This is a genomic window from Delftia sp. HK171 (assembly GCF_001886655.1).
In the GTDB taxonomy this organism is placed as follows: Bacteria; Pseudomonadota; Gammaproteobacteria; order Burkholderiales; family Burkholderiaceae_C; genus Comamonas; species Comamonas acidovorans.
In genome coordinates this window covers 1,759,297-1,784,113 of the sequence record NZ_CP018101.1, presented here as the reverse complement: position 1 = coordinate 1,784,113, position 24,817 = coordinate 1,759,297, and the positions used below count along the sequence as shown (strand labels likewise).

Sequence of the window (24,817 nt, the reverse complement as noted above, 5' to 3'; positions counted from 1 at the left end):
AATGCAAATGCGAATTCTATTCATTTGCGCGGTTCTACAATCGCCGCATGTTTTTGACCGTCTCCCAACTCGAGGTGCGCTACCCGGGCCGCGACAGGCCTGCCGTGCAGGGCGTCACGCTGAATCTGGCCGCTGGCGACATCGGCGTGCTCATCGGCCCCTCGGGCTGCGGCAAGACCACGCTGCTGCGGGCCGTGGCGGGCCTGGAGCCCGTGAGCGGCGGCGAGATCCGCATCGACGGCCAGCTCGTGGGCAGCGCGGATTTCTCGCTCCCTCCCGAGCAGCGGCGCATCGGCATGGTGTTCCAGGACTATGCGCTGTTCCCCCACCTGAACGTGGGCCGCAACGTGGCCTTCGGCATCCACCATCTGCCCAAGGCACGCCAGGCCGAGCGCGTGGCCGAGGTGCTGGAGCTGGTGGGCCTGGCCGGCAGTGCAGGGAGGTTTCCGCACGAGCTGTCAGGGGGCCAGCAGCAGCGCGTGGCACTGGCCCGCGCACTGGCGCCCAGCCCGCAGCTGATGCTGCTGGACGAGCCGTTCTCCAACCTCGACGTGGACCTGCGCGAGCGCCTGGCGCATGAGGTGCGCGGCATCCTCAAGGCTGCAGGCGCCACGGCCCTGTTCGTCACGCACGACCAGCTGGAGGCCTTTGCCATCGGCGACATGATCGGCGTGGTCCACCAGGGGCAGCTGCAGCAGTGGGACGACGCCTATTCGCTCTACCACCGCCCGGCCACGCGCTTCGTGGCGGACTTCATCGGCCACGGCGTCTTCGTGCCGGCCACGCTGGCGCCTTCGGGGGCCGGCGGCGTGGTGGCGCGCACGGCGCTGGGCGATCTGGTCGATCCGGCCACCTGCCCGTTGCCCGCGCAGTTCCCGGGCGGCGAATGCGATGTGCTGCTGCGCGCCGACGATGTGGTGCACGACGATGCCTCGCCCGTACAGGCACGCATCCTGCGCAAGGCGTTTCGCGGCTCGGAGTTCCTCTACACGCTGGAGCTGGCCAGCGGCCACAGCGTGATGGCCCATGTGCCCAGCCACCACGACCATGCGGTGGGCGAGTGGGTGGGAATCCGGCTCGACATGAATCACGTGGTCGCCTTCCCGCGAGAAACACAGGGCGCCCCGCAGTCCGCTGCAGCCTGAACCAGCGGCGTCCGCCGCGCCGTCCGGGCTTTGTCATTCGACGGTCACGGGTGGAACCCAGAATCAGTCACATCTTGTGACAATTCAAGGCCACCCCATGTTTGCTCTGGACCCCTCCTCCACGCAGCACCCTGCAGCGGATCACCTACCCGACCCTGCCCCCATTCCCGCGCTGGCCCCGGCGCCCGCCGCGCCGCGCCTCGTGGCCCGTGCAGGCCAGCTCAGCCAGCCCACGGCACCGATTCCCCCGAGACCAGCAACGAGGATGTGCACCGGCTGTTCAGCGAGCAGCCCCTGCTCGAAACCCTGGCCGTGGTGGCCGATGACCGGCCGCTGGGCCTGATCAACCGCCAGCGCTTCATGGAGCAGTACGCGCGGCCCTTTGCGCGCGACGTGTTCGGCCGCCGCAGCTGCCTGGTATTCACCGACACCGCGCCCATGGTGGTGGCGGCCGGCCTGCCCATCGACCAGTTGGTGCAGCAGGCGCTGGCCAGCGGCAGCCGCGTGCTCAAGGACGGCTTCATCACCGTGGAGGAAGGCCGCTACGCAGGCATAGGCACGGGCCACGCGCTGATGGCCGCCATGTCCGACATCGAGGCCGACAAGACGCGCCAGCTCATGGCCAGCATCGACTACGCCAGCCTGATCCAGCGCTCGCACCTGGTCGAATCCGACCGCGTGCTCGCCAGCCAGCTGGCCGACCACGGCCTGCTGTGGGAGCCGCGCGACGTGGTGGGCGGCGATGCGTATTTCTTCCGCGCCACACCGCAGGGCCTGCTGGGCTGCATGTTCGACTGCACAGGCCACGGCGTGCCGGGCGCCTTCATGACGCTGATTGCACTGTCCTTTCTCGAACAGGCCGTGGCGCCTGCAGGTATCGGCACCAGCGCCGGCACCGGCGCGGCCATCGACCCCGGCGCCCTGCTGGGCCAGATGAACCGCTACATCAAGCGCGTGCTGCAGCAACGCAGCCGCGACGTCCAGCCCGCCTGGGGCGCACCGGCAGCGCCCGCCGATGGCCTGCCCGCCGAAAAATCCTCCAGCGACGGCCTGGACGCCGCGCTGTTCCTGCAGTCGCCCTGCGGCACGCAACTGCGCTTTGCCTCGGCCCGGCTGGACCTGCTGGTGGCGCCGCCCGGCGTGCAGGAGGCGGCACAGGTGCAGATCCATGCCGGCGACAAGCTGGGCATAGGCTATGCGACCACGCCCGACGACGCGGCCTGGAGCACGCAGGAGCTGGAGGTCGCGCCCGGCTCGCTGCTGATGGTGGCCACCGATGGCGTCATCGACCAATTGGGCGGCCCGCGCCAGATCGCCCACGGCAGAAAGCGCCTGGCGCGCTTCCTGCACGAACAGCACGACCGCCCCGCCGCCCAGGCCTGCGCCGAATTCCGGCAGGCCTTTGCCCAGTGGCAGGGCACGCAGCGCCGCCGCGACGATGTCTCGCTGCTGGTGTGGCGCAACCAGGCCCTGCAGCCATGAGCCCGTCCGAATTCGCGCACCTGCGCGCCCAGGCCGAGCACAACGGCTTGCTGCTGTACTACGCGGGCACCTTCAACCCCAACGTGATCCAGGCGGCAGCCGACACGCTCAAGTGCCGGCTGGCCAGCGAGGATGGATCGAGCAGCGCCAAGCGCAAGCTGTTTTCCACCTTCATCGAAATGGCGCAGAACGTGCTGCACTACGCGGCGCCGCTGCCTGCCTCTGACGCCGGAGCCAGCCAGGCACTCGGCGAACCCGTGGCACAGGGCGCCATCGGCGTGGGCCGCATCGATGCACCGGCCGGTGCCCCGGACGCGGGGGCCGATCAGGCACAGGCGCGCTTCTGGATTGCCTGCAGCAACGCCGTGCGCCGCGAACATGTGCCGCGCCTGGCCGCCAAGCTGGATGCCGTGCGCGCCATGAGCCACCCCGAAATCAAGGCCGCCTACAAGGCCCAGCTGCACAACACCGACCACGGCGCCAGCGATGACATCAGCCGCGGCGCGGGCCTGGGCTGGCTGACCATTGCGCGCGACGCCTCGGCACCGCTGCAGTACCACATCGCCACGGGAGAGGACGCCGCAGATACCGCGCCCCATGCCGTGTTCCACGTCAAGGCGTTGATCTGAGCGCCGGGACCCCTTCCCGAATCCGAATGACGCCGCCATGCAAGCACTGAAATCCGAACGCACTTCCGTCACGCCCGAAGTGGTCTTCTCGCCGGCCGAGCAGCTTTTGCGCATCGAAGGCGAGTGCTATCCCGAAAACCCGCTGCCCTTCTTCAACCCCCTGCTGGCCATGCTGGGGCAGTACTTCGAGGCCAGCCAGCCCGCACGCTTCGTGGCCGAGGTGAAGCTGCAGTACATCAACAGCGCATCGACCATGGGGCTGCGCTCGCTGTTCGAGCTGCTCGACCATGCAGGCAGCAAGGGCACGGACATCCGCGTGATCTGGGCCTTCGACGAGGAAGACGACGCCATCGAGGAACTGGGCGCCGACCTGGTGGAGGACTTCGCCAACCTGGTGCTGGAGCGACAGCCCTACAGCAACTGAGGGCGGGCCTGCTCCGCCCTGGCCTTCAGGCCAGCGGCTTGCCCATGAGCACCGTGGTCAGGCCGCAGTCCCATTCCTCGTCGGGATAGGTGTCCAGCGTGGCGTAGCCCTGCGCCGTGTAAAAGCCCAGGGCCTGGGTGTTGAAGCTGTCGGTCTCCAGGCGCACCTGGGCGTGGCCGGCGGCGCGCAGAGCCTGCTCGGCATGGGCCAGCAGGGCACGGCCCACGCCGCGCCCCTGCCAGGCCGGCAGCACATGCAGGGCGCCGATGAAGTCATCCACCCAGTCCACGAAGCCGACGACCACGCCACCGCACTCGGCCACCCAGAACAGGTGGCCGCGCGACTGCACGTACTGCGCGGTCTTGCCGGAGGCGCAGAACTGCGCATGCTTGTCCGCCGTCAGCTGGGGCTTCCAGGTGCTCTCGTAGGTGGCCCAGAGAACGGCGTTCAGGGCAGCGGTGTCATCAGGCCGCGCGGGCCGAAGCGTGAGGGTGTCAGTCATATCGCTGGCAGCGTTCAGGCCTGGCGCAGCCGGTCCACCTCGGCATGCAGGTCCTGGGCCCAGACGCGGCGGTCGCGGCCATCGGCCGTCTGCGGCTGGCCATAGTGGACGACGGCCACCAGGTCGTCGGCGCACAGCGTGCGCCAGATGGAGCCCAGCAGGGTCTCATCGCCCTCGTAGCTGGGTGCGTGGCTGATCTGGCCGGTGGCGCCGTCGATGAAGCGCAGGCCCACGGGCAGCACGGGCGCATCGATCTGCACGGCCGCCTGCAGCAGGTTGGCATGAAAGGGCAGCAGCTTGCGGCCGTCGCCCGTCGTGCCTTCGGGGAAGATGGCCAGGATCTCGCGGCGCTGCAGGGATTCCTCCATGCTCTGCACCATGCGCCGGGCATCGCGGCGCGAGGTGCGCTCGATGTACAGCGTGCCCGCCGCCGTGGCCAGCGTGCCGATCAGCGGCCAGCCCTTGACGTCGGACTTGGAGATGAAGCGGCAGTGCCGCGCCGCATGCAGCACGGGAATGTCGAGCCAGGAAATATGGTTGCTGACCATGAGCATGGGGCCCTGGCGCGGCGGCTCGCCCTGGATCTCCAGGCGCACGCCCGCATGGGCCAGCAACTGCAGGGCCCAGGCCTGCACATGGGCGTGCTGGCGCGCCTCGGGCAGCTGCGGAAAGCGCAGGGCCACGATCCACAGCCCCTTGCACACATGGCCGAACAGGCGCGCTGCGCGCAGCGTGGCGCGCCCTCCCCTGCGCAGACGGCTCATGTTCAGCGGCGTTCGTAAGCGATACGGCCATCGACCAGCGTGCAGCGCACACGGGCCGGCAGCTCGTAGCCGCCGAAGGGCGTGCTCTTGCCCTGGCTGGCCAGTTCCTGGGGCTTCACGGTCCAGGCCGCCTGCGGATCGACGATGCACAGGTCGGCCACGCCGCCCTCGGCCAGACGGCCCAGTTGCTCCTGCAGCTCGCCCAGCGCCGATCCCAGCACCTGCACGGGCGATGCCGTGATGGCGGCCAGTGCGCGGTTCAGGGGCACACCGCTTTCCTGCGACCACTTGACGGCCAGCGACAGCAGCAGCTCCACGCCCGTGGCGCCGGGCTCGGCCTCGGCAAAGGGCAGGACCTTGGCGTCTTCATCGACGGGCGTGTGGTCGGAGACCAGGGCGTCGATGGTGCCATCGGCCAGCGCGGCAGACAGCGCATCGCGGTCGCGCTGCTGGCGCAGCGGCGGCGTGACGCGTGCGCTGCTGTCGAAGTAGCCGATATCGGTGTCGGTCAGGTGCAGCGAGTTGATGGACACGTCGGCCGTGACCTGCAGGCCTTCGGCCTTGGCACGGCGCACCAGTTCCACGCCTGCGGCGCTGGACAGGCGGCACAGGTGCACGCGCGCCTGGGTGCCGCGCATCAGCTCGAAGATGGTGTGCAGGGCAATCGTCTCGGCCGCCACGGGCACGCCGGACAGGCCCATGCGCGTGGCCAGCGGGCCGCTGGCGGCCACGCCCTTGCCCAGGTACAGCTCCTGCGGGCGCAGCCACACGGTGTAGCCGTAGGTGGCCGCATACGCCAGCGCGCGCTGCAGGGTCTGAGTGCTGGTCATGGGCACTTCGGCCTGGCTGAAGCCGATGCAGCCGGACTCGGTCAGCTCGGCCATCTCGGTCAGCACCTCGCCCTTGAGGCCCAGCGTCAGCGCGCCCAGCGGGAACAGGCGCGACTGGTGCAGCTTCTCGGCGCGGAACTTGAGCATCTCCACCAGGCCCTGCTCGTCGAGCACGGGGTCGGTGTCGGGCGGGCAGACCAGGCTGGTCACGCCCCCGGCCACCGATGCAGCCATCTCGGACTGCAGCATGCCTTCGTGCTCGTGGCCGGGCTCGCGCAGGCGCACGGCCAGATCGACCAGGCCCGGCAGCACCCAGCAGCCGGCGGCATCGATCTCGCGTTCTGCGGCAAATCCCTCGGGCGCCTTGCCGATGGCCAGCACCTTGCCGCCGTCGATGGCCACGTCGGCCTGCTGGTCCAGGCCCCGTGCCGGGTCCATCACTCGGCCGTTGCGGATGAGTATCTTCATGGTTTGCTACCCCGTAGACCGCAGGCGGCGCATGGGCTGCGGCCTGCGGCGATCAAAAACATATGCGTGTGTGAAGGCTCAGGCTTCGTTGCCGGCCACTATCGACATGACGGCCATGCGCACGGCGATGCCGAACGAGACCTGCGACAGGATCACGGCCTGCGGGCCATCGACCACTTCGGAGTCGATCTCCACGCCGCGGTTGATGGGGCCCGGGTGCATGACGATGGCGTCCGGCTTGGCCAGGCGCAGCTTCTCGGCCGTGAGGCCGAAGCTCTTGAAGTATTCCTGGCTGGACGGCAGCAGGGCGCCGCTCATGCGCTCGTTCTGCAGGCGCAGCATGATGATCACGTCGCAGTCCCGGATGCCCTCTTCCAGCGTGTGGAAGACGCGCACGCCCATCTGCGCCAGGTCCGGCGGCACCAGGGTGCGCGGGCCGACGACGCGCACTTCGGCCGCGCCCAGCGTGGTCAGCGCATGGATGTCGGAGCGCGCCACGCGCGAGTGCAGCACATCGCCCACGATGGCCACGCGCAGGTTGGCGAAGTCCTTCTTGTAGTGGCGGATGGTGTACATGTCCAGCAGCCCCTGCGTGGGGTGGGCGTGGCGGCCGTCGCCGGCATTGACCACGTGGACATGGGGCGCCACATGCTGGGCGATGAGGTAGGGCGCGCCCGACTCGCTGTGGCGCACGACGAAGATGTCGGCGGCCATGGCCGAGAGGTTGGCGATGGTGTCCAGCAGCGACTCGCCCTTGCTGGCCGAGCTGCGCGCGATGTCCAGGTTGAACACGTCGGCCGACAGGCGCTTGGCCGCGATCTCGAACGTGGTGCGCGTGCGCGTGCTGTTCTCGAAGAACAGGTTGAACACGCTCTTGCCGCGCAGCAGCGGCACCTTCTTGACCTCGCGGTCATTGACGCTGACGAAGTTGGCCGCCGTGTCCAGGATGTGGGTCAGGATGTCCTTGGACAGTCCTTCGGTGGACAGCAGGTGGATCAGTTCGCCGTTCTTGTTGAGCTGGGGATTGCGCTTGTACAGCACGGTCAGGCCTCTTGGATGCGGAATTGGAAGACGCCGGCGTCATCGCGCGCCAGCGACAGCAGGCGGTCGGCCGGCAGCGCGATGCGCGCGGCGGCAAAGTCGGCCTGGAAGGGCAACTCGCGCCCGCCCCGGTCCACCAGCACCGCCAGGCGCACGCAGGCCGGGCGGCCGTAGTCATAGAGTTCGTTGAGCACGGCGCGCACGGTGCGGCCGGTGTAGAGCACGTCGTCCAGCACCAGGATGTCGGCGCCGTTGACGTCAAAGTCGATCTGCGTCTGGGCGCTGGTGGCCATGCCGCGCTGCGCGAAGTCGTCGCGGTGCAGGGCCGAGGACAGCACGCTGGGGTTGCCGGGCAGGTTCAGGTCCTTGTGCAGGCGCTCCACCAGCCAGGCGCCGCCCGAGGTGATGCCGGCCAGGCGGGTTTCAGGCCCCATGAGGCTGCGCACGCCGCGCAGCAGTTCGCGGTACAGGGCCTCGGCGTCCAGCACCAGGCTGCCGGCTCCCGCAATGGTTTCACTCATGGAAGACTCCTCAAAAACTGTTCAAGAATGATGCAGGCCGAGGCCGCATCGGCATCCCTTGCGCCACCGGCCAGGGCCTCGGTGGTGCTGTAGCGCTCGTCCACCTCGTAGACAGGCAGGCCGAAGCGGCTCTTGAGCTGGCGGCCGAACTTCTTCGCCCGCGCCGTGTTCTCGTGCGCATTGCCGTCGGGGTGGTAGGGCACGCCGATGACCAGCGCGTCGGGCTGCCACTCCTTGATGCGCTCGCCGGCCTGGGCCAGGCGGGCCTCGCCGGCCTCGGCGCGGATGGTGGGCAGCGGGTTGGCCGAGCGCAGCATGCGCGTGCCCACGGCGCAGCCCGTGCGCTTGGCCCCGAAGTCGAAGGCCACGAAACTCTGGAAATGGGAGGGAACGGTGGGCGGCACGGCCGTGCCGGCTGCCGCTGCTGCCTGGGACTCGGGAGCGGGCAGGCTCATGCGCGCCCCGCTTCGGGCGAGATCATCCAGCGCTGCAGGCCCAGCAGGCCCAGGGCGCGGTCATAGCGGTCGTCGACCGGGGTATCGAAGATGACGTTGGCGTCGGCGCCCACCGTGAGCCAGGCGTTTTCGGCCAGCTCCGACTCCAGCTGTCCCTCGCCCCAGGACGCATAGCCCAGGGTGACCAGCAGGCGCTTGGGGCCTGCGCCGTCGGACAGGGCTTCGAGCACGTCCTTGGAGGTGGTCATCTCCAGGCCGCCGGGAATGGTCATGGTCGAGGCGTAGGCGGACTCGTCGTCGGGCGCGCCTTCGATGACCATGGGGTCGTGCAGCACAAAGCCGCGATCGGTCTGCACGGGTCCGCCGTTGAAGACACGGTTGCCGCGAAGGTCCTCGCGGCCCAGGGCCAGATCCACCTTTTCCAGCAAGCCTTCCAGCGTAAGCTGCGAGGGCTTGTTGATAATCAGACCGAGCGCACCGCGCTCGCTGTGTTCGCACAGGTAGATCACACTGCGCGAGAACGCTTCGTCTTCCAGGCCAGGCATGGCAATCAGGAAGTGGTGCGTCAGATTGATAGGCGCAGTTTCAGCAGACATAACCACGGATTTTACCGGCGATCCATGCCACCTTCTTACCCTGTGGGCTTGGTCTGGCTGCGGCGCGACCTGCGCCTGGCCGACCATGCTGCCCTCTACCACGCGCTGCGCCAGTGCAGGCAGGTGCATTGCGTGTTCATCTTCGACGACGACATCCTCGCCCCCCTGCCCCGTGCAGACCGGCGCGTGGAGTTCATCTGCCAGAGCCTGAGCGGGCTGGACGATGCGCTGCGCGAGGCCTCGGGCCGCGCCGACACCGGCCTCATCGTGCGCCGCGGCCAGCCCGCAGAGCAGATCCCGGACCTGGCCCGGCAGCTCGGCGCCCAGGCCGTGTTCTGCAACTGGGACGACGAGCCCGACGCCCTGGCCCGCGACGCCCGCGTGCGCCAGGCCCTGGCCGCCGAGGGCGTGGCTCTGCACAGCTTCAAGGACCACATGGTCTTTGCGCGCGACGAGGTGCTGACCCAGGCCGGCGCGCCGTTCTCGGTGTTCACCCCGTACAAGAACGCCTGGCTGCGCCAGATCACGCCCTTCTTCCTGTCCGCCTATCCCAGCGAGCGCGACCTGCTCGAGCGCCTGGCCCCGCGCCCCGAAGGCGAGCGCCGCCCCGTGCCCACCGCAGCCGACCTGGGCTTCGAAGCCGGCACGCTGGACGGCCTGCGCCTGCCCACGGGCTGCGCTGGCGCCGAGGAACTGCTGGCCGACTTCCTGCCGCGCCTGCCGCGCTACAAGCAGGCGCGCGACTTTCCCGCCGTCAAGGGCCCCAGCTACCTGAGCGTGCACCTGCGCTTTGGCACGGTTTCCATCCGCCGCCTGGCAAGGCTGGCCTGGGAGCAGACGCAGAGCCAGCCCCATGATGCCGAGGGCGCCGCCACCTGGCTGTCCGAGCTGATCTGGCGCGACTTCTATTTCCAGATCCTGGCCCACCATCCGCACGTGGTGCACGCCAGCTTCAAGCCCGCCTACGACGCCATCGTGTGGGATACCGGCCCCGAGGCCGATGCGCTATACGCCGCCTGGTGCGAGGGCCGCACCGGCTATCCGCTGGTCGATGCCGCCATGCGCCAGCTCAACACCACGGGCTACATGCACAACCGGCTGCGCATGGTGGCGGCCAGCTTCCTGGTCAAGGATCTGGGCATAGACTGGCGCCGGGGCGAGGCCTGGTTTGCGCGCCAGCTCAACGACTTCGACCTGGCGGCCAACAACGGCGGCTGGCAGTGGGCGGCCTCCACGGGCTGCGATGCCCAGCCCTGGTTCCGCATCTTCAACCCCATCACGCAAAGCCAGAAGTTCGATGCCGATGCGCGCTTCATCGAGCGCTACGTGCCCGAGCTGGCCCGCCTGCCCGCTGCGCTGCGCCACGCGCCCTGGCAGGCCCGGGCGCTGGAGCTGGCCGAGGCCGGCGTGGTGCTGGGCACGGACTACCCCCATCCCGTGGTGGACCACGCAGCCGCGCGCGAGCGCACGCTGGCCCGCTACGGCGTGGTCAAGCAGGCCGGCTGAAAAAACTGCTGGAATAAAAAAAGAGCAGCGGATGCTGCTCTTTTTTGTTCAGGCCACCAGCCTTCAGGCCCCTTCGCCCAGGGGCTCGCTGTCCACCTGCTGCGCCTGCAGCGACTGCGGCGCCAGCGGGCCGCCGCTGATGCTGCCGCCCTGCAGGGAGTAGTGCTGGATCAGGCCCAGCAGTTCCTCGTCCGAGTAGGGCTTGCCCAGGTAGTGGTTGGCGCCCAGCTGGCGCGCCATCTCGCGGTGCTTCTGGGCGATGCGCGAGGTGATCATGACCACGGGCAGGTCGCGCAGGGCCTCGTCGGCGCGGATGTTGCGCAGCAGGTCGAAGCCGTCCATGCGCGGCATCTCGATGTCGGACAGCACCAGGGTGGGGCGCTCCTCGGCCAAGCGTTCCATGGCCTGCAGGCCGTCGGCCGCCAGGGCCACGCGGTAGCCTTCGCGCTGCAGCAGGCGCTGGGTGACGCGGCGCACGGTGATGGAGTCGTCCACCACCAGCACCAGCGGCACCGAGGCCGGCCCTGCGCTGGCCAGCACGGCTTCGCCGTCGCCCTGGCCTGCGGCGCGCTCGGCCTCTTCGGTCCGGGCGCGCACCTCGTCGCCATAGACGTTGGCCAGCGCCACGGGGTTGTAGATCTGCACCACGGCGCCCGAGGCCAGCACCGACATGCCGGTCAGGCCGGGCAGGCGGGCCAGCTGGGGGCCGAGGTTCTTGATCACCACTTCCTGGTTGCCCAGCACTTCGTCCACGTGCAGCGCAATGCGCTGCGCCGCGCTGCGCAGGATGACCACGGGCCGGGTGCGGCCCACGGTTTCCTCGCTGCGCAGCGAGGACTGCCACAGCGCGCCGGCCCAGTAGAAAGGCAGGGTCTCGCTGCCGTCTTCGAAGCTGTGGCTGGCATAGGCCTGCTGCAGCAGCTCCAGCGGCGCGCGGCGCACGATTTCCACCAGGCTGGCGGGCACGCCGACCAGCAACTGGCCCGCGCGCAGCATGACCACCTGGGTGACGGCGGTCGTCAGCGGCAGCACGAGGCGGAAGGCACTGCCCCGGCCCGCCTCGCTGTGGGTTTCGATGCGGCCGCCCAGCGCGTTGACTTCGGAGCGCACCACGTCCATGCCGATGCCGCGCCCGGCCACGCCGGTCACCTCGGTGGCCGTGGTGAAGCCGGGCTCGAAGATCAGGCGACCGGCGTCCTGCTCCGTCAGCGTCTGGTCCTCGGGCCACAGGCCCTGGGCCACGGCCTTGTCGCGGATGCGCTGCAGGTTCAGGCCGGCGCCATCGTCCTCCACCGACAGCGCCACGTCGTTGCGCTCCTGGCTCAGGATGATTTCAATGGTGCCCATGGCGGGCTTGCCTGCGGCGGCACGCTGCTCGGGCGACTCGATGCCGTGGGCCACGCAGTTGCGCAGCAAGTGCTCGAAGGCCGGCATCATGCGGTCCAGCATGCCCCGGTCCATTTCAATGGTGCCGCCCAGAATGTTCAGCCGCACCTGCTTGCCCATCTCCTTGGAGGTCTGGCGGACCACGGCGTACAGGCGCTCGGCCAGGGAGTCGAACTCCACCATGCGCGTGCGCAGCAGGTCGCGCTGCAACTCGCGGGCCTGGCGGCCCTGGGCGACCAGGTCGTCCTCGGCGCCGGCCATGTCGCGCTGCAGGTTGCGCTGCACGGTGGCCACGTCGTTGACCGACTCGGCCATCATGCGGGTGAGTTCCTGCACGCGCGTGAAGCGATCGAACTCCAGCGGGTCGAAGCCCACGGCCGAATCCTTGGACAGGGCCAGGCGCGACTGCATCTGGCTTTCGGCCTGGACCTCGATGTCGCGCAGCTGCATGCGCAGGCGCTCCAGGTTGCCGGCCAGCTCGTCCAGCGAGCCACGGGCCTGGGCCAGGCGCGCATCGACACGCGAGCGCGCAATCAGCACCTCGCCAGCCTGGCTGATCAGGCGGTCCAGCAGCTGGGCGCGCACGCGCACCGTCTGCTGGGCACCGGCGCGCAGCGGCGCAGTGACAGGCGCTGGCACAGGGGCCGCGGCCGCCGGTGATCCAGCCGCTGCCGATGCATCGGAGGCCGCAGCCGCTGCGGGCTCGTCGAGGGAGATTTCATCGCCCAGGTCCAGCGGCGCTTCCTGCGCCTGCTCACCGGCCACGCGCAGCACGTCGAAGCCGGCCTGCAGCGCGTCGAAGCTGCCCAGCAAGGGCTCGATCTGCTCGGCGGTCGGAGATTCGCCATCGACCCGCTCCACGGCAGATTCAAGGCGGTGGGCCATCTCGCCCAGGCGCATGGCGCCCGCCAGCCGGGCACTGCCCTTGAGCGTGTGCAGGGCGCGCAGGGTTTCGTGGCGCGCCTCGTCCAGCGAGGGCCGGCCATGCCAGCGGCGCAGCGCGGCGCCCAGGCGGGGCAGCAGCTCGATGGCCTCTTCCTCGAAGATGGGGAACAGGTCGGGATCGACCTCGTCCAGCGCATCGATGTCATCGTCCAGGTCGCTGCCCACGGCCACGGCATGGGCGATGGCCTCGTCGATGCGGCGCTGCAGCTCGGCTTCGTGGCGCGCATCGTTGACCAGGGGACGCATGGAGTAGGCCAGGGGCGCCACCGACGGTGTCTGCGCCTGGGCACCGGCGTCGAGCACGGCGTCCGTGCCATCGCTGGCGTCCTGAGGCTCCAGCTGGTCCAGTTGGTCCAGCTGCTCCAGCGCGTCCAGGCGGCTGTCCGGCGCGTCTGCGGCCTCGATGTCCAGCGCCAGCAGTGCCTGCAGGGCCTCTTCCACGCCCGGCTGGGGCGTCTTGAGGAAACCGGCGGCGAACTGGTGCAGCAGGCGCTGCACTTCGTCGGAGGCCGCCACGCAGGCGGCAACCTGGTCGGGCGTGCCACAGCGCTGCGGCTGCAGATGGGTCAGCGTATGTTCCAGCAGGCGCGCCAGGTCCGACAAGGCCTTGAAGCCCACGGTGGCCGAGCTTCCGGCCAGCGAATGCGCAAAGGCGACGGCGTCGTCGGGCACGGGCTCGCCGGGCTCGGTCGCCCATTGCTGCAGCGTCAGGTCCAGGCGGCGCGACCATTCGTCGGCCTCGTTGAGGTAGACGTTGTACAGCGGCGCGCTGATGCGCAGGCCATCCACGATCTTGAAGCCGTCGGCGTCAATGCCGGACAGATCCTCGTCGCCGGACTCTTCGGCCTGCGGGGTTTCTGCCTCGGGCACCTCGGGCACCTTGACCGGCTCGACTGCGTCGGTTGCTTCAACCGCTTCAACCGCTTCTGGCGCTTTGACCGCTTCGACCGCCTCAACCGTTTCAGGCACCGCGATCATCTCGATCGCTTCGGCGGGTGCCGCTGCCGGGGTCAGGCCCAGATCCAGGTCCAGCCCCTCGAAAGGCGCCAGGGGCACGGCGGCTTGCGGTGCTTCAGTTTCAGTTTCAGTTCCAGCTTCGGCCTCGATGGCGGCGGCCTCGGGCAGCGCGGGCGGGTCGCCCGCGACGACGGCCAGGGCCTCCTGCTCGCTGTCGCGCATGGCAGCTTCGAAGGCCGCAAAGTCCAGTTCCTCGACGGCGTCGGTGGCCAGTTCGGCAGGCGCCTCGGCGGCTTGCGGCGTCAGTGTCTCCAGCGACTCCTGAGGCGCGGCAGCCGAAGGCTGGGGGTCCGGCTCCAGCAGGTCGAAGTCCAGCGCAAAGTCCAGCTCGCCAGAGGTCTGGACGGGCTGGACGGGCTGGACGGGCTGGACGGGCTGGGCGGGCGTGGCCTGCTCAGGCGCATCCAGGTGTTCTGCCTGCGGCTCCTGGGCCACGGGCGCGAATTCCTCGATTGCGGCGGTAGCGGGTGCGGGCTCGAGTTCGGGCTGTGCGAGGGGCTCGGCACGCGGTGTGCGCGGCACCAGGGCCACGTCGGCGCGCAGGCCTTCCAGGCGCATGGCATCGGCCGCAGCGCGGAAAGGCGTGGCCTGCCAGGCATCGGCCTGGTGGCGCTCTATGGCCGAGGCCCAGGCGCCAAAGGCGCGCAGCGCATCGCTGGCCAGCTCCTGCATGGGCTGGGGCATGGCCTTTTGCTCGGCCAGCCAGGCGTTGAGCATCTGCTCCATGGCCCAGCCGGCTTCGCCGAATTCATCCAGGCCCACCATCCGCGAACTGCCCTTGAGCGTATGGAAGGCGCGGCGCAGCGTGGTCTGCTCGCTGAGGTTGCCCGGCTCGTCGGCCAGGGCGCGCAGGGCCTGCAGGCCGTTGTCCACCACCTCGCGGGCCTCTTCCAGGAAGATGCCCAGCAGTTCGTCGTCCGAGTCTTCTTCCGAGACCGACAGGCCGGCCGGCGGGGGCACGGGCTCGGACACGGATGCAGAGACGAATTCAGAGACGGCTTCAGGCGCGGATTCGGCTGCGGGCTCTGGCTCGGCCAGGGACTGGTCCAGCTGGAAGACCGGCTCGGCCGGCGCTTCGAGGGCCTTGGCGAATTGCGCCAGTTCCGCGGCATCGGCCAGCGCGTCCTGCTCGGCGGCCGCGGGCTGCGCCAGCGGCTCGGTCGCGATGTCCACGGGAGCCGGGGGCGGCGGGGGAGGCGTGGAGGGCGCGGCAAATTGCGGCTCGGCGATGGCGTCCTGCGGCACGGGCAGCGGCTGGGCCACGGCAACGGCTTCGCGCTGCGGCGGCACGGCGGCGGTATCCAGGGCGGGCAGTTGCTCGGGAGCCTTGCCCGCATCATCGGCCCGGTGGCCGCGACGGCCCATGAGGATGCGCAGGCCGCCTTCGGCCTCGTCATAGACGAAGAGCTTGCGCGCCATGCTGCGCTGGTAGCTCAGCATGTCGATCAGAAAGCCCATGGCGCCCAGGCTGTTGCCCAGTTTCTCGAACATCTGGGGACGTTCTGCGTCGTCGATCTCACCCAGCACCAGCCGTTCCACGGTCTCGCGCATGCGCTGCATGGCCTGCGTGGCCTGGTCCAGGCCCAGCACGGACAGCACGCCGCGCATCTGGGCCATCTGGCCCGAGACGGGTGCCAGCACGGTGGCATCGGCAGGATTGCGGAAATACTGGTCCAGGTGCCGCTCGGCCTCGGCCAGCGTGGCACGCAGCTCGCCCACGACCGAGCCCATGGTCTGGTGGTCGCTGGCCTGGCGGTACAGCTCCTCCATCCAGGGCTCCAGCGGACGCGCGGGCGCGCCCTGCAGGGATTCCTCCAGGCGCTGGACCAGGTTGGCGGACTGCTCGGCCAGTTCCTCGTCGCCCATGTCCATGGTGGCAAAGGCCGCCTGCAGGTAGAGCACGGAGGTGGCCACTTCCATGGCCAGTTCGGCCGGTGGCGGCTCGCCGATGCGGGCCACGGTTTCGGCCACCTTGATCAGCATGCGCGCCAGGCCATGGCTGGCCGGGTGCAGCTTGACCAGGGATTCGGCCACCTGGGCGAACTGGTCCACCACGGTCTTGGTGCGGGCACGGTCGCCGCCGGCCAGGGCGGACCAGGTATCGGCTGCCGTGGTGATGCGCTTGCGCGCCTGCACCAGCACCGCCGGGTCGTAGCGGCCAAAGCGTGTCTGCTGGTAGTCCACCTGGGGCTGGGCCTGCATGCCGTAGGCCTGGCGCACCGCCTGCAGGGCGGCGCCAGCCTGCTCGGCAGGGCGGGCCTGGGCGCAGAAGAACAGCAGGTCCTGCAGCAGCCGCGCAGGCGGCGTGCGGTCGCCCTTGGCCATGGCCGCGTACTGCATGAGCACGCGCGAGGCCATGCGCTTGACGTACAGGTCGACCACGATCATCCCGCGCGACTGCGCGTCGAAGAAGCCGGCCGCCACCTTCCAGAAGCTGCGCGCGGTGACATCCTCGGTCTGGCCCACGGCAAAGCGCAGGCACAGGTCGCGCATCTGGGCGGCGGCCTCGCGGTCGTCGCTCTTGACCATGCGCAGCACCACGCCGTCGAGCAGGGCCCGGGCATCGGGGCCGTAGGCCAGCGGCTCGGGCTGGCGCGCCCACTCGGGCTCGCGCGCGCGGCGCTCGGCAGGCCATAGGTCGGCCGGATGCACCTTGTCGTTGCCGGCCAGCGCCTGGGTGTCGCGGTATTGGGGAAACAGGGCCACGGCCGAGACGGTCTTGCCGGCCAGCACGGTTTCCAGGTATTCGATGAGCGCGAAGCTGGCGCGCTCCAGCGTGGCGGCGGCCTGGTCGGTGCACAGCTCGGGGCGCTGCACGAAGCGCTGCACGGCGCTTTCCATGCCGCGCAGCACCAGGGCCGGAGAGCCCAGGCCCACCATTTCGAGGGCGCCGCAGGCCTGGTGCAGTTGCTGGCGGGCGATGCGCAGGGCCGAGGTGTCAAGCTCCTCAAGGTCCGAGGCGCGTGCCGCATCGGCATCGCGCACGAAACGGGCCACCGCCTTGCTCGCCCCTTCCAGCGACTTGCGCAGCTCATCGAGCACCCAGGCCAGCGGGCCCAGGTCCTGTTCGGTGTGCGCGGCCTGCGCCGCGCCCGTTTGCGATTCGTCAACCACTGACATGGACAGTTCCCCAAGCCCCTAGGGCCTGTGCATAGCTATGTTGGACCGGGTCAGGCAATCTTGAAACGCGCCACCGACTGGCGCAGTTCCTCGGCCATGTGCGAGAGTTCGCGCACCTGCTGTGCCGTGGTGCGCGTACCTTCGCCCGTCTGCTCGGTCACCGCGAAAATGTGCTGGATGTTCTCGGCCACGTCGTTGGCCAGAACGGCTTCGCGCGAGGTGGACGAGGAGATCAGCTCGATCAGCTCGGCCAGATGGCGCGACACGGAGTCGATCTCGGTCAGCGCGGTGCCGGCGGAGTCGGACAGGCGGGCCCCCTCGACCACACCCTGGGTGGAGCGCTCCATGGCGGCCACGGCATCCTGGGTGTCGGTCTGAATCGCCTTCACCAGCGCCGCGATCTGGCGCGTCGCGTCGGCCGAGCGTTCGGCCAGGCGCTGCACTTCTTCGGCCACCACCGAGAAGCCGCGACCGGCTTCACCGGCCGATGCGGCCTGGATGGCGGCGTTCAGCGCCAGCACGTTGGTCTGCTCGGTAATGTCGGAAATCAGCTCGGTGATTTCGCCGATCTCCTGCGAGGATTCGCCCAGCCGCTTGATGCGCTTGGAGGTTTCCTGGATCTGGTCGCGAATGGAGTTCATGCCGCCGATGGCGTTCTGCACGGCCTTCAGGCCCAGGTCCGCAGCTTCCAGCGACTGGCGCGCCACCTGGGCAGATTCCTGCGCCTGGGTGGAGACCTCGTTGATGCGGCCGGCCATGTCCAGCACGGAGCGGCCGGTTTCGCGGATCTCGCGCAGCTGTTCGGTCGATGCGGCCAGCAGCTCGGTGGAGTTGGCATCCACCTCGGCCGTGGTCTGCGCCACGCGCGTTGCCGTGTTCTGCACGCTGCCCACCAGGGCGCGCAACTCTTCCACCGTGTAGTTCACCGAGTCGGCGATGGCGCCGGTGATGTCCTCGGTCACGGTGGCTTCCTGCGTCAGATCGCCCTCGGCCACCGACTGCAGCTCGTTCATCAAACGCAAAATGGCGGCCTGGTTGGCGTCGTTGATGCGCTTGGCTTCATGCTCCTGCACGCGCGACTCTTCCTGGCGGCGTTCGGCAGCTTCCTGGCGCAGGCGGCTGTCGAGCAGCTGCACGCGGGACAGGCCCACGCCGCACAGCAGCACCAGCACGGTGGCCAGGGCCAGCAGGCCCATGGGCAGCGAGCCGATGCCGGCGCCGCTTTGCAGCTTGTTCTGCAGGTCTTCCAGCTGGCGGCGCAGCGGTTCGCTGTCGGCGTTGATGGCGGTCTGTGCCTCGCGGGCGGAGACCAGGCCCTGCAGGTTGCCCAGAATGGCGCTGGCCTCGGTGCGGGTCTCTTCGTAGAGCTTGATCAGTGCCTCGATCTGCTCGCGGGTCTGGGCGTCGCGCGTGGGGGGCAGGCGCAGTTCGCTGCTGCCGCCCAGCAGGCTTTCGGAGATTTCCTTGAACGAGTTCAAGTCCTTGCCCAGCAGGAACACGGCCTCGGGGCTCACGCCTTCGGCGGTCTGGAATTCGTTGGCCGACTTGCCGATACGCTGGGTCAACATCACCAGCTGGCCTGCGGCCGAGATCTCGGCGGGGCTGGCGCCCTGCTGCAGCTTGAGCGAGGAGATGGTTTCGGCGATCTCCAGCAGGTCCGAGGACTGGCGGTTGATGGTGCGCAGCGCGTCGCCGACCTGGGTCAGGATCTGCTTTTGCTCCATCACCACCTTGGCGCTTTGCTCGGCGCGCTCCATCAGCGGCATGATCTGGCCCAGCTCGTCGGCGTAGGCGCCGCCCAGCGGGCGCACGCCCATGGAGTCATCGCCCGAGGTGAGGGCGCGCACGTTGCGCGCCAGCACGCCCGCACTGTCTTGCACGTCCGCAAACGAAGGTGCCGCGCCGGTCAGCGCCTGCGACACCGACTTGGCAAGGCGCTGCGACTGCATCAGGGCCTGGCCGGTGGCGGCCAGCTGCTGTGCCGAGCCGTCCGCCTGGCGCAGCGCCCATGCCGCCGCCAGCACCAGGGCCAGCACGGAAACGCCCAGCAGCGTGGACAGCGTGCGCTGGTGGCGCGCGGCAGGCGCGCGGCCCAGCAGCGGCAGGACCACCGTTTCCTGGTCCAGGACTGCGCCGGCATCGCCCGGCATGGCGTCGGGCGCGCCCTGCACGGTCATGGACGCATCGAGTGCGTACATATCCTGGGAGACGGTGTCTCCGAGCATGCTGTTGTCCGCGCCCGAGCCGGAGTCGGCCGGCTTGCGTTGGAAGCGATTTGCAAGACGTTGCAAGAATGACATGGGACGACCTTCAGAAACTCAGGCGCGAATGCTCAGAAACTCGGAGGTTTGGGACAGGCGCTGCAATTGCAGCTCCTGCCAGCGGTGGCCCGCTTCATCGATATGCACGGGGCCGAAAAAGGCGGGGGATTGCTCGGGCGCGGGCTCGGTGCGCACAAAGGCGTCGGCGCTGCGCAGGCCCTGCAGGCGGTCCACCAGCAGGGAGGCGTTCACTTCCAGCGCGGCATTGAAGGCCAGCAGGCTGGACTCGGCCAGCGCCGGTTCGCTGCGCGCCACGCCATGGCCCAGCAGGCTGGCCAGGTCGATCACCCCGGCCAGGGTGCCGCGCAGGTTGGCAATGCCCAGGAACCAGGGCTTTGTATAGGGCACGGGCTGTACGCCGGCCCAGGGAAAGATCTCGCCGGACTGGCCCAGCGGCATCAGGTAGTTGCGCCCGCCGGCCTGGACGGCCAGCCAGGCCGCCACCTTGACGCCTTCGCTGCGTGCGGCCTGGAGACGGCCGGCCAGACGGGATTGCAGATCGCGCAGTGCTTCACGGTTCGCCATGGCCAGCGCACCGCGTCAGTTCAGCGCCGCGATCTTGGCCTGCAGCTCGCCTGCATCCACCGGCTTGGTGATGTAGTCACGCGCGCCCTGGCGCATGCCCCAGACCCGGTCGGTTTCCTGGTTCTTGCTGGTGCACATGATGATGGGCAGGTCCGCGTACAGCGGGTCGCGCGTGATGGCGCGCGTGAGCTGAAAGCCGTTCTGGCCGGGCATGACCACGTCCATCAGGATCAGGTCGGGCCGGTCTTCGGCCAGGCTGCGCAGGGCCTCTTCGCCGTTCTCGGCCGTACGTACCTGCAGTCCCTGCTTTTGCAGCATGTCGGACAGAAACATCAGTTCGGTCTTGGAATCGTCCACGACCAGGACTTTGCGGATGGGCATCAAAGTGCTCCTATGGTTTGCTTGCCGAACTGCTCCACGGCCTGCAGCAGCTGGTCTTTGGTGAAGGGTTTCGTGAGGTAGTCCTGGCAGCCCACCATGCGCCCGCGCGCCTTGTCGAATACGCCGTCCTTGGACGAGAGCATGACCACGGGCGTATCGGAGAAGCGCGCGTTGCGCTTGATGATGGCGCAGGTCTGGTAGCCGTCCAGCTTGGGCATGAGGATGTCGCAGAAGATCAGCTGGGGCTGATAGTCGTTGACTTTGGACAGTGCGTCGAAGCCGTCGTCGGCCAGGAGCACTTCGTGCCCGCCCTGTTTGAGGAAGATTTCTGCGCTGCGGCGGATGGTATTGCTGTCATCCACCACGAGTACGCGCAAGGGTGCGCCCGATGTCGTCACTGAGAAACCTCCCGGAAATGTATGAGTCGGCGCGGGTGGTCCCGCGCTCAGATTTCGACCATCTCAAAGTCTTCTTTACGTGCACCGCATTCGGGACAGGTCCAATTCATGGGCACGTCATCCCAACGCGTCTGGGGTGCGATGCCATGCTCGGGGCAGCCTTGCGCCTCGTCATAGATCCACCCGCAGATCAAGCACATCCAAGTTTTAGGGTCGGTCACAGCTTAAAGGGCCTTCACATAGAATGCAACGATTGTATCTAGTCATAACCACCCGCCACGGCCTTCGCTGGCGGGGCGCAAACTGGGCTGAGCCATGGCATTGAACCCCTCCAACTCCCCCAGTCCCGACACCGAATTGGTGGACGAAACCGCTCCCGTATGCGTGCTGGTCTTCAACGCCAGCGACCCCAGCGGAGCAGGTGGCCTGTCGGCCGACATCGCCACCATCGCCTCGGTCGGCGGTCATCCGCTGCCCGTGGTCACGGGTGCCTACGCACGCGATTCGGCCAAGATCTTCGAGCATTTTCCCTTTGACGACGAGGCCGTGGCCGAGCAGGCGCGCGCCGTGCTGGAGGACATACCCGTGTCCGCCATCAAGGTCGGCTTCGTGGGCAGCCCGGGCAACCTGGCGGCGATCGCCGAGATAGCTTCCGACTATCCCGACATCCCCATCGTCTGCTACATGCCGGACCTGTCGTGGTGGGAGGAAGACCCGCTCGACCAGTACATGGACGCGCTCAAGGAGCTTGTGCTGCCGCAAACCTCGGTGTTGGTTGGAAGCCACAGTACGCTGTGCCGCTGGCTGCTGCCCGACTGGAGCAACAGCCGCAGCCCCACGGCGCGCGACATCGCCATGGCGGCCGAGGCCCTGGAAGTGCCCTACGTGCTGGTCACCGGCATCCCCCTGCCCGACCAGTTCGTGGACAACGTGCTGGCCACGGCGCAGTCCGTGCTGGGCAACAGCAAGTACGAGATGTTCGACGCCACGTTCACCGGCTCGGGCGACACCCTGTCGGCCGCGCTGGCGGCCCTGGTGGCCAGCGGCAACGACCTGGGGCTGGCCACGCAGGAGGCGCTGGAGTACCTGGACCGCAGCCTGGACAGCGGCTTTCGCCCCGGCATGGGCCACTTCATCCCCGACCGCATGTTCTGGGCCCAGCCCGAACCCGAGGACGAAGACGCCGAGGCCGCCGAGCCGCTCACCGAGCTTGACGCCGACACCCAGGCCATCGAAGGCTTCGTGATGCCTCCCCATGACACCAAGCATTGAGGCAGGCCACCCCCTGAGCGGCCGGCACAGGCCCTTGGCGTGGCACCTCTGGCTTGTACCCCGCACATGGCAGACTCCTGCACTATGACCACTGACCTGAATATTCCCCTGTTCGAACGCGCCAAGGCCGTGATCCCCGGCGGCGTGAATTCACCCGTGCGCGCCTTCAACGCCGTGGGCGGCACGCCGCGCTTCGTGCGCCGTGCGCAGGGCGCGCATTTCTGGGACGAGAACGCCCAGCAGTTCACCGACTACATCGGCTCCTGGGGTCCGATGATCCTGGGCCACGGCCACCCCGAGGTGATGGCCGCCGTGCAGGCCGCCGCGCTAGAAGGCTTCTCCTTCGGCGCGCCCACGGAGCGCGAGGTCGTGCTGGCCGAGAAGATCCTCTCGCTCATGCCCTCCATGGACATGGTGCGCATGGTCAGCTCGGGCACCGAGGCCGGCATGAGCGCGCTGCGCCTGGCGCGCGGCTTCACGGGCCGCAACAAGATCATCAAGTTCAACGGCTGCTACCACGGCCATGCCGACGCGCTGCTGGTCAAGGCCGGCTCGGGCCTGGCGACGTTCGGCGCCTCCTCCTCGGCCGGCGTGCCGCAGGACGTGGTCAAGGACACCGTGGTGCTGGAATACAACGACGTGGGCCAGCTCGAAGAGGCCTTCGCCCAGTTCGGCGACCAGATCGCCTGCGTGATCATGGAGCCCATTGCCGGCAACATGAACTTCGTGCGCGCCAGCGTGCCCTTCACGCGCCGCATCCGCGAACTCACGCGCGAGCATGGCGCGCTGATGGTCTACGACGAGGTGATGACCGGCTTTCGCGTGGCCCTGGGCAGCGCCCAGAGCCTGTATGCCCAGCAGATCGAAGGCTTTGCGCCCGACATCACCGTGCTGGGCAAGGTCATCGGCGGCGGCATGCCCATGGCGGCCTTCGGCGCGCGCCGCGAGATCATGGAAAAGCTCTCGCCCCTGGGCCCGGTCTACCAGGCCGGCACGCTGTCGGGCAACCCCATCGCCACGGCCTGCGGCCTCAAGACGCTGGAGCTGATCAGCGAGCCCGGCTTCCACGACGCCCTGCACGCGAAGACCGGCCGCCTAATGGCCGGCTTCAAGGCAGAGGCCGACGCCGCTGGCGTGCCCTTCAGCGTGGACCACCAGGGCGGCCTGTTCGGCTTCTACCTGCTGCCCGAGCTGCCCAGCACCTGGACCGAGGTCATGAAGACCGATGGCACACGCTTCAACCGCTTCTTCCACGGCATGCTGGAGCGCGGCCACTACTTTGCGCCCGCCCTGTACGAGGCCGGCTTCGTGAGCGCCGCGCACACGGACGCGGACATCGACAAAACCATCGAAGCCGCGCGCGAAGTGTTCAAGACGCTCTGATATCCGCAGATATCTTCCCTTGCACGCCAACGCCACCAACGCCGTGATCCGGCGCTGGCGTGCAGGTCACATCACTCGTCGTCGCCCTGGTCCACGAACTCCACCAGCTCCGGCAGCATCTCCAGCTGCTGGATAGCGTCCTTGAGCCGCAAGCCGAAGCGTGATTCCGGCCGCCCGAAGGCGCCCTGCGCCAGCCGCAGCGCCGCCGTTGCCTTGACCCATTCCACCTCGAAGGCATAGCGGTCCGCGTGCTGCTGGACACTCATGCGCTTGATGTGTTCCAGCGCCAGCTCCACGACGCAGTCCACATCGATTTCACTGTCGTCCCTGTCGGGATCGTCGGTCATCAGCTCGATCAACTGCTGCAGCGTGCTGTGCACCAGGCCCAGCGAAGCATGCATGGCCTGCTGCCAGGTGGGAAGAAGGGGTGGTTGGGGAGAGTTCGCCTGTACGGCGGTGAGAGGGTGCATGTCTTGGCTCCTGTTGGAATCAAGGAACCACCCGCGCCGCTTCGACACGGAAACAGGTGGACGGGATGTTCGAAGCACGTCAACAGCCGTGCGGACGCCCTTACGGGTAGTCCCATCCCGCCCATAACCGGCAGGACTCGCGCGCACGAACGCACCAGCCCCAAAGATCTGGACATGACAGAACCCCGCTTGTCGTTGGGGGTCACAAACGCTGTTGAAAAGGTGCTTCGACACACCAAGCCTTTCGGCCTGCAGCAAGTGTAATAGCTGAGTACTTCAAAACAAGGCCGAGCGCAGCGACGGCCCGCCCCCACTCCCCGTATGTCAGCGCCTGCGTCGGGCCGTCTGCGGGGTTGCAGTCCTGCCGAAGGACAGGACTGCCTCGTCATCTGACTCGCCGTGATTGTTTGAACGTAGCGCGCAGCGCGAAGTGAGTTTCACGGCGAACCCCGCAGGCGGCCCGACGCAGGTTGCCCCGCAGCGAAGCGAAGGGGTCGCGGACATCCGGGTCGCCTTTTCTTGGCCTACGTTCTTTTGGCGAAGCAAAAGAAGGTAGGTCGGCCGCCGGGCCGAAACCCGGCCTCGAAAAACAACGACCCGGCAGGGTCAAAAAGAAACCCCAGCCCTTACCGAGCGAAGGCGGAAAACGCACCCCGCGCCCGCTCCACCTCACCCCTCACCACACACCCCAAAGCATGGTCATTGACCAACCCCATGGCCTGCATGAACGAGTAGACAGTCGTAGGCCCCACGAACTTCCACCCGAGCTTCTTCAGCTCCTTGGACAGCGCCCGAGACTCGGCCGTCTCGGACACGGGCGCGCCACCACCGGTCACGGGTGCAGGCGCATGGCGCCAGAAGAAGGCCGACAGCGAGCCTTGCGCCTCCACCATCTCCAGCGCCCGCTGCGCGTTGTTGATCACGGCCTCGATCTTGCCGCGATGCCGCACGATGCCCGCATCGCCCAGCAGCCGCAGCACGTCGTCTTCGGTGAAGCGCGCGACCTGGTGGAAGTCGAAGCCCGCAAAGGCCGCGCGGAAGTTCTCGCGCTTGTTGAGGATGGTCAGCCAGCTCAGGCCGGACTGGAAGCCTTCGAGGCTGAGTTTCTCGAACAGGCGCCGGTCGTCGGTGACGGGAAAGCCCCATTCACGGTCGTGGTAGGCCAGGTAGCCGTCCGTGGCGGCGCACCAGTGGCAGCGCGGCCGGCCGTCGGGGGCGGTGAACAGGCGGGACATG

General features: G+C 68.6%; 22 protein-coding genes. 7 read left to right on the top strand and 15 right to left on the bottom strand.

Annotation, left to right across the window (positions count from 1 at the left end):
* The first annotated feature begins 47 nt into the window (after positions 1-47).
* The 4 genes from BO996_RS08030 to BO996_RS08015 all read left to right on the top strand — a co-directional run bounded on the left by BO996_RS08030 (position 48) and on the right by BO996_RS08015 (position 3,680).
* On the top strand, positions 48-1,145 hold the full coding sequence (locus BO996_RS08030; RefSeq protein ID WP_013804019.1) for an ABC transporter ATP-binding protein: 1,098 nt from the start codon (positions 48-50) through the stop codon (positions 1,143-1,145).
* Between the two features lie 267 nt (positions 1,146-1,412).
* The gene (locus tag BO996_RS08025; protein ID WP_232240481.1) at positions 1,413-2,627 is read left to right on the top strand and encodes a SpoIIE family protein phosphatase; all 1,215 of its coding nucleotides are present in this window, start codon (positions 1,413-1,415) and stop codon (positions 2,625-2,627) included.
* Positions 2,624-3,256, top strand: coding sequence for a DUF6272 family protein (locus BO996_RS08020; protein WP_013804021.1), 633 nt, complete (start codon positions 2,624-2,626; stop codon positions 3,254-3,256). The genes BO996_RS08025 and BO996_RS08020 overlap by 4 nt, the downstream gene beginning before the upstream one ends.
* Before the next feature lie 37 nt (positions 3,257-3,293).
* The gene (locus BO996_RS08015; RefSeq protein ID WP_071954450.1) at positions 3,294-3,680 is read left to right on the top strand and encodes a DUF1987 domain-containing protein; all 387 of its coding nucleotides are present in this window, start codon (positions 3,294-3,296) and stop codon (positions 3,678-3,680) included.
* Between the two features lie 25 nt (positions 3,681-3,705).
* Here BO996_RS08015 and BO996_RS08010 read toward each other — a convergent pair whose 3' ends face one another.
* The 7 genes from BO996_RS08010 to BO996_RS07980 form a co-directional block, all read right to left on the bottom strand.
* Positions 3,706-4,182, bottom strand: a complete 477-nt coding sequence (locus BO996_RS08010; RefSeq protein WP_071954449.1) for a GNAT family N-acetyltransferase — start codon at positions 4,180-4,182, stop codon at positions 3,706-3,708.
* Between the two features lie 14 nt (positions 4,183-4,196).
* A complete protein-coding gene (locus BO996_RS08005) occupies positions 4,197-4,946 on the bottom strand; it encodes a lysophospholipid acyltransferase family protein (RefSeq protein WP_071954448.1) in 750 nt (249 codons plus the stop codon).
* Positions 4,947-4,948: 2 nt separating this feature from the next.
* Entirely contained in the window at positions 4,949-6,244 is a 1,296-nt protein-coding gene (locus BO996_RS08000; protein ID WP_043824192.1) for a dihydroorotase, read from the bottom strand.
* 78 nt (positions 6,245-6,322) lie between these two features.
* A complete protein-coding gene (locus tag BO996_RS07995) occupies positions 6,323-7,285 on the bottom strand; it encodes an aspartate carbamoyltransferase catalytic subunit (protein WP_012203510.1) in 963 nt (320 codons plus the stop codon).
* A gap of 2 nt (positions 7,286-7,287) precedes the next feature.
* Complete coding sequence (gene pyrR, locus BO996_RS07990) at positions 7,288-7,806, bottom strand: bifunctional pyr operon transcriptional regulator/uracil phosphoribosyltransferase PyrR (RefSeq protein WP_012203509.1); 519 nt, start codon at positions 7,804-7,806, stop codon at positions 7,288-7,290.
* Positions 7,803-8,261, bottom strand: coding sequence for a Holliday junction resolvase RuvX (ruvX, locus tag BO996_RS07985; protein WP_012203508.1), 459 nt, complete (start codon positions 8,259-8,261; stop codon positions 7,803-7,805). Before ruvX ends, pyrR begins: the two co-directional genes overlap by 4 nt.
* The gene (locus BO996_RS07980; protein ID WP_012203507.1) at positions 8,258-8,857 is read right to left on the bottom strand and encodes a YqgE/AlgH family protein; all 600 of its coding nucleotides are present in this window, start codon (positions 8,855-8,857) and stop codon (positions 8,258-8,260) included. The genes ruvX and BO996_RS07980 overlap by 4 nt, the downstream gene beginning before the upstream one ends.
* 24 nt (positions 8,858-8,881) lie before the next feature.
* Between BO996_RS07980 and BO996_RS07975 the strand changes: the two genes are divergently transcribed.
* Positions 8,882-10,363: a cryptochrome/photolyase family protein gene (locus tag BO996_RS07975; protein WP_071954447.1), complete on the top strand. Its 1,482-nt coding sequence runs from the start codon at positions 8,882-8,884 to the stop codon at positions 10,361-10,363.
* A gap of 63 nt (positions 10,364-10,426) precedes the next feature.
* On the opposite strand, the gene BO996_RS07970 is transcribed toward BO996_RS07975, so the two are convergent.
* From BO996_RS07970 to BO996_RS07945, 6 genes are read right to left on the bottom strand one after another with little or no spacing between them, the layout of a single operon-like run.
* Positions 10,427-16,831: an Hpt domain-containing protein gene (locus BO996_RS07970; RefSeq protein ID WP_071954446.1), complete on the bottom strand. Its 6,405-nt coding sequence runs from the start codon at positions 16,829-16,831 to the stop codon at positions 10,427-10,429.
* Positions 16,832-16,881: 50 nt separating this feature from the next.
* Entirely contained in the window at positions 16,882-19,131 is a 2,250-nt protein-coding gene (locus tag BO996_RS07965; protein WP_071954445.1) for a methyl-accepting chemotaxis protein, read from the bottom strand.
* An 18-nt stretch (positions 19,132-19,149) separates the two neighbouring features.
* On the bottom strand, positions 19,150-19,677 hold the full coding sequence (locus tag BO996_RS07960; RefSeq protein ID WP_012203503.1) for a chemotaxis protein CheW: 528 nt from the start codon (positions 19,675-19,677) through the stop codon (positions 19,150-19,152).
* Between the two features lie 15 nt (positions 19,678-19,692).
* Positions 19,693-20,058: a response regulator gene (locus BO996_RS07955; protein ID WP_013804030.1), complete on the bottom strand. Its 366-nt coding sequence runs from the start codon at positions 20,056-20,058 to the stop codon at positions 19,693-19,695.
* Complete coding sequence (locus BO996_RS07950) at positions 20,058-20,456, bottom strand: response regulator (protein WP_012203501.1); 399 nt, start codon at positions 20,454-20,456, stop codon at positions 20,058-20,060. Before BO996_RS07950 ends, BO996_RS07955 begins: the two co-directional genes overlap by 1 nt.
* A 47-nt stretch (positions 20,457-20,503) precedes the next feature.
* Positions 20,504-20,656, bottom strand: a complete 153-nt coding sequence (locus tag BO996_RS07945; RefSeq protein WP_013804031.1) for a rubredoxin — start codon at positions 20,654-20,656, stop codon at positions 20,504-20,506.
* A 115-nt stretch (positions 20,657-20,771) separates the two neighbouring features.
* On the opposite strand from BO996_RS07945, the gene thiD reads away from it, so the two are divergent.
* Complete coding sequence (gene thiD, locus BO996_RS07940) at positions 20,772-21,728, top strand: bifunctional hydroxymethylpyrimidine kinase/phosphomethylpyrimidine kinase (protein ID WP_012203499.1); 957 nt, start codon at positions 20,772-20,774, stop codon at positions 21,726-21,728.
* Between the two features lie 66 nt (positions 21,729-21,794).
* Positions 21,795-23,111: a glutamate-1-semialdehyde 2,1-aminomutase gene (gene hemL / locus BO996_RS07935; RefSeq protein ID WP_390889461.1), complete on the top strand. Its 1,317-nt coding sequence runs from the start codon at positions 21,795-21,797 to the stop codon at positions 23,109-23,111.
* A gap of 71 nt (positions 23,112-23,182) precedes the next feature.
* Here hemL and BO996_RS07930 read toward each other — a convergent pair whose 3' ends face one another.
* Positions 23,183-23,581 (bottom strand): hypothetical protein, encoded by a 399-nt coding sequence (locus BO996_RS07930; RefSeq protein ID WP_043824200.1) that lies wholly within the window; start codon positions 23,579-23,581, stop codon positions 23,183-23,185.
* A 626-nt stretch (positions 23,582-24,207) separates the two neighbouring features.
* Positions 24,208-24,816, bottom strand: coding sequence for a DNA-3-methyladenine glycosylase I (locus tag BO996_RS07925; RefSeq protein ID WP_071954443.1), 609 nt, complete (start codon positions 24,814-24,816; stop codon positions 24,208-24,210).
* Between the last annotated feature and the right edge of the window lies 1 nt (position 24,817).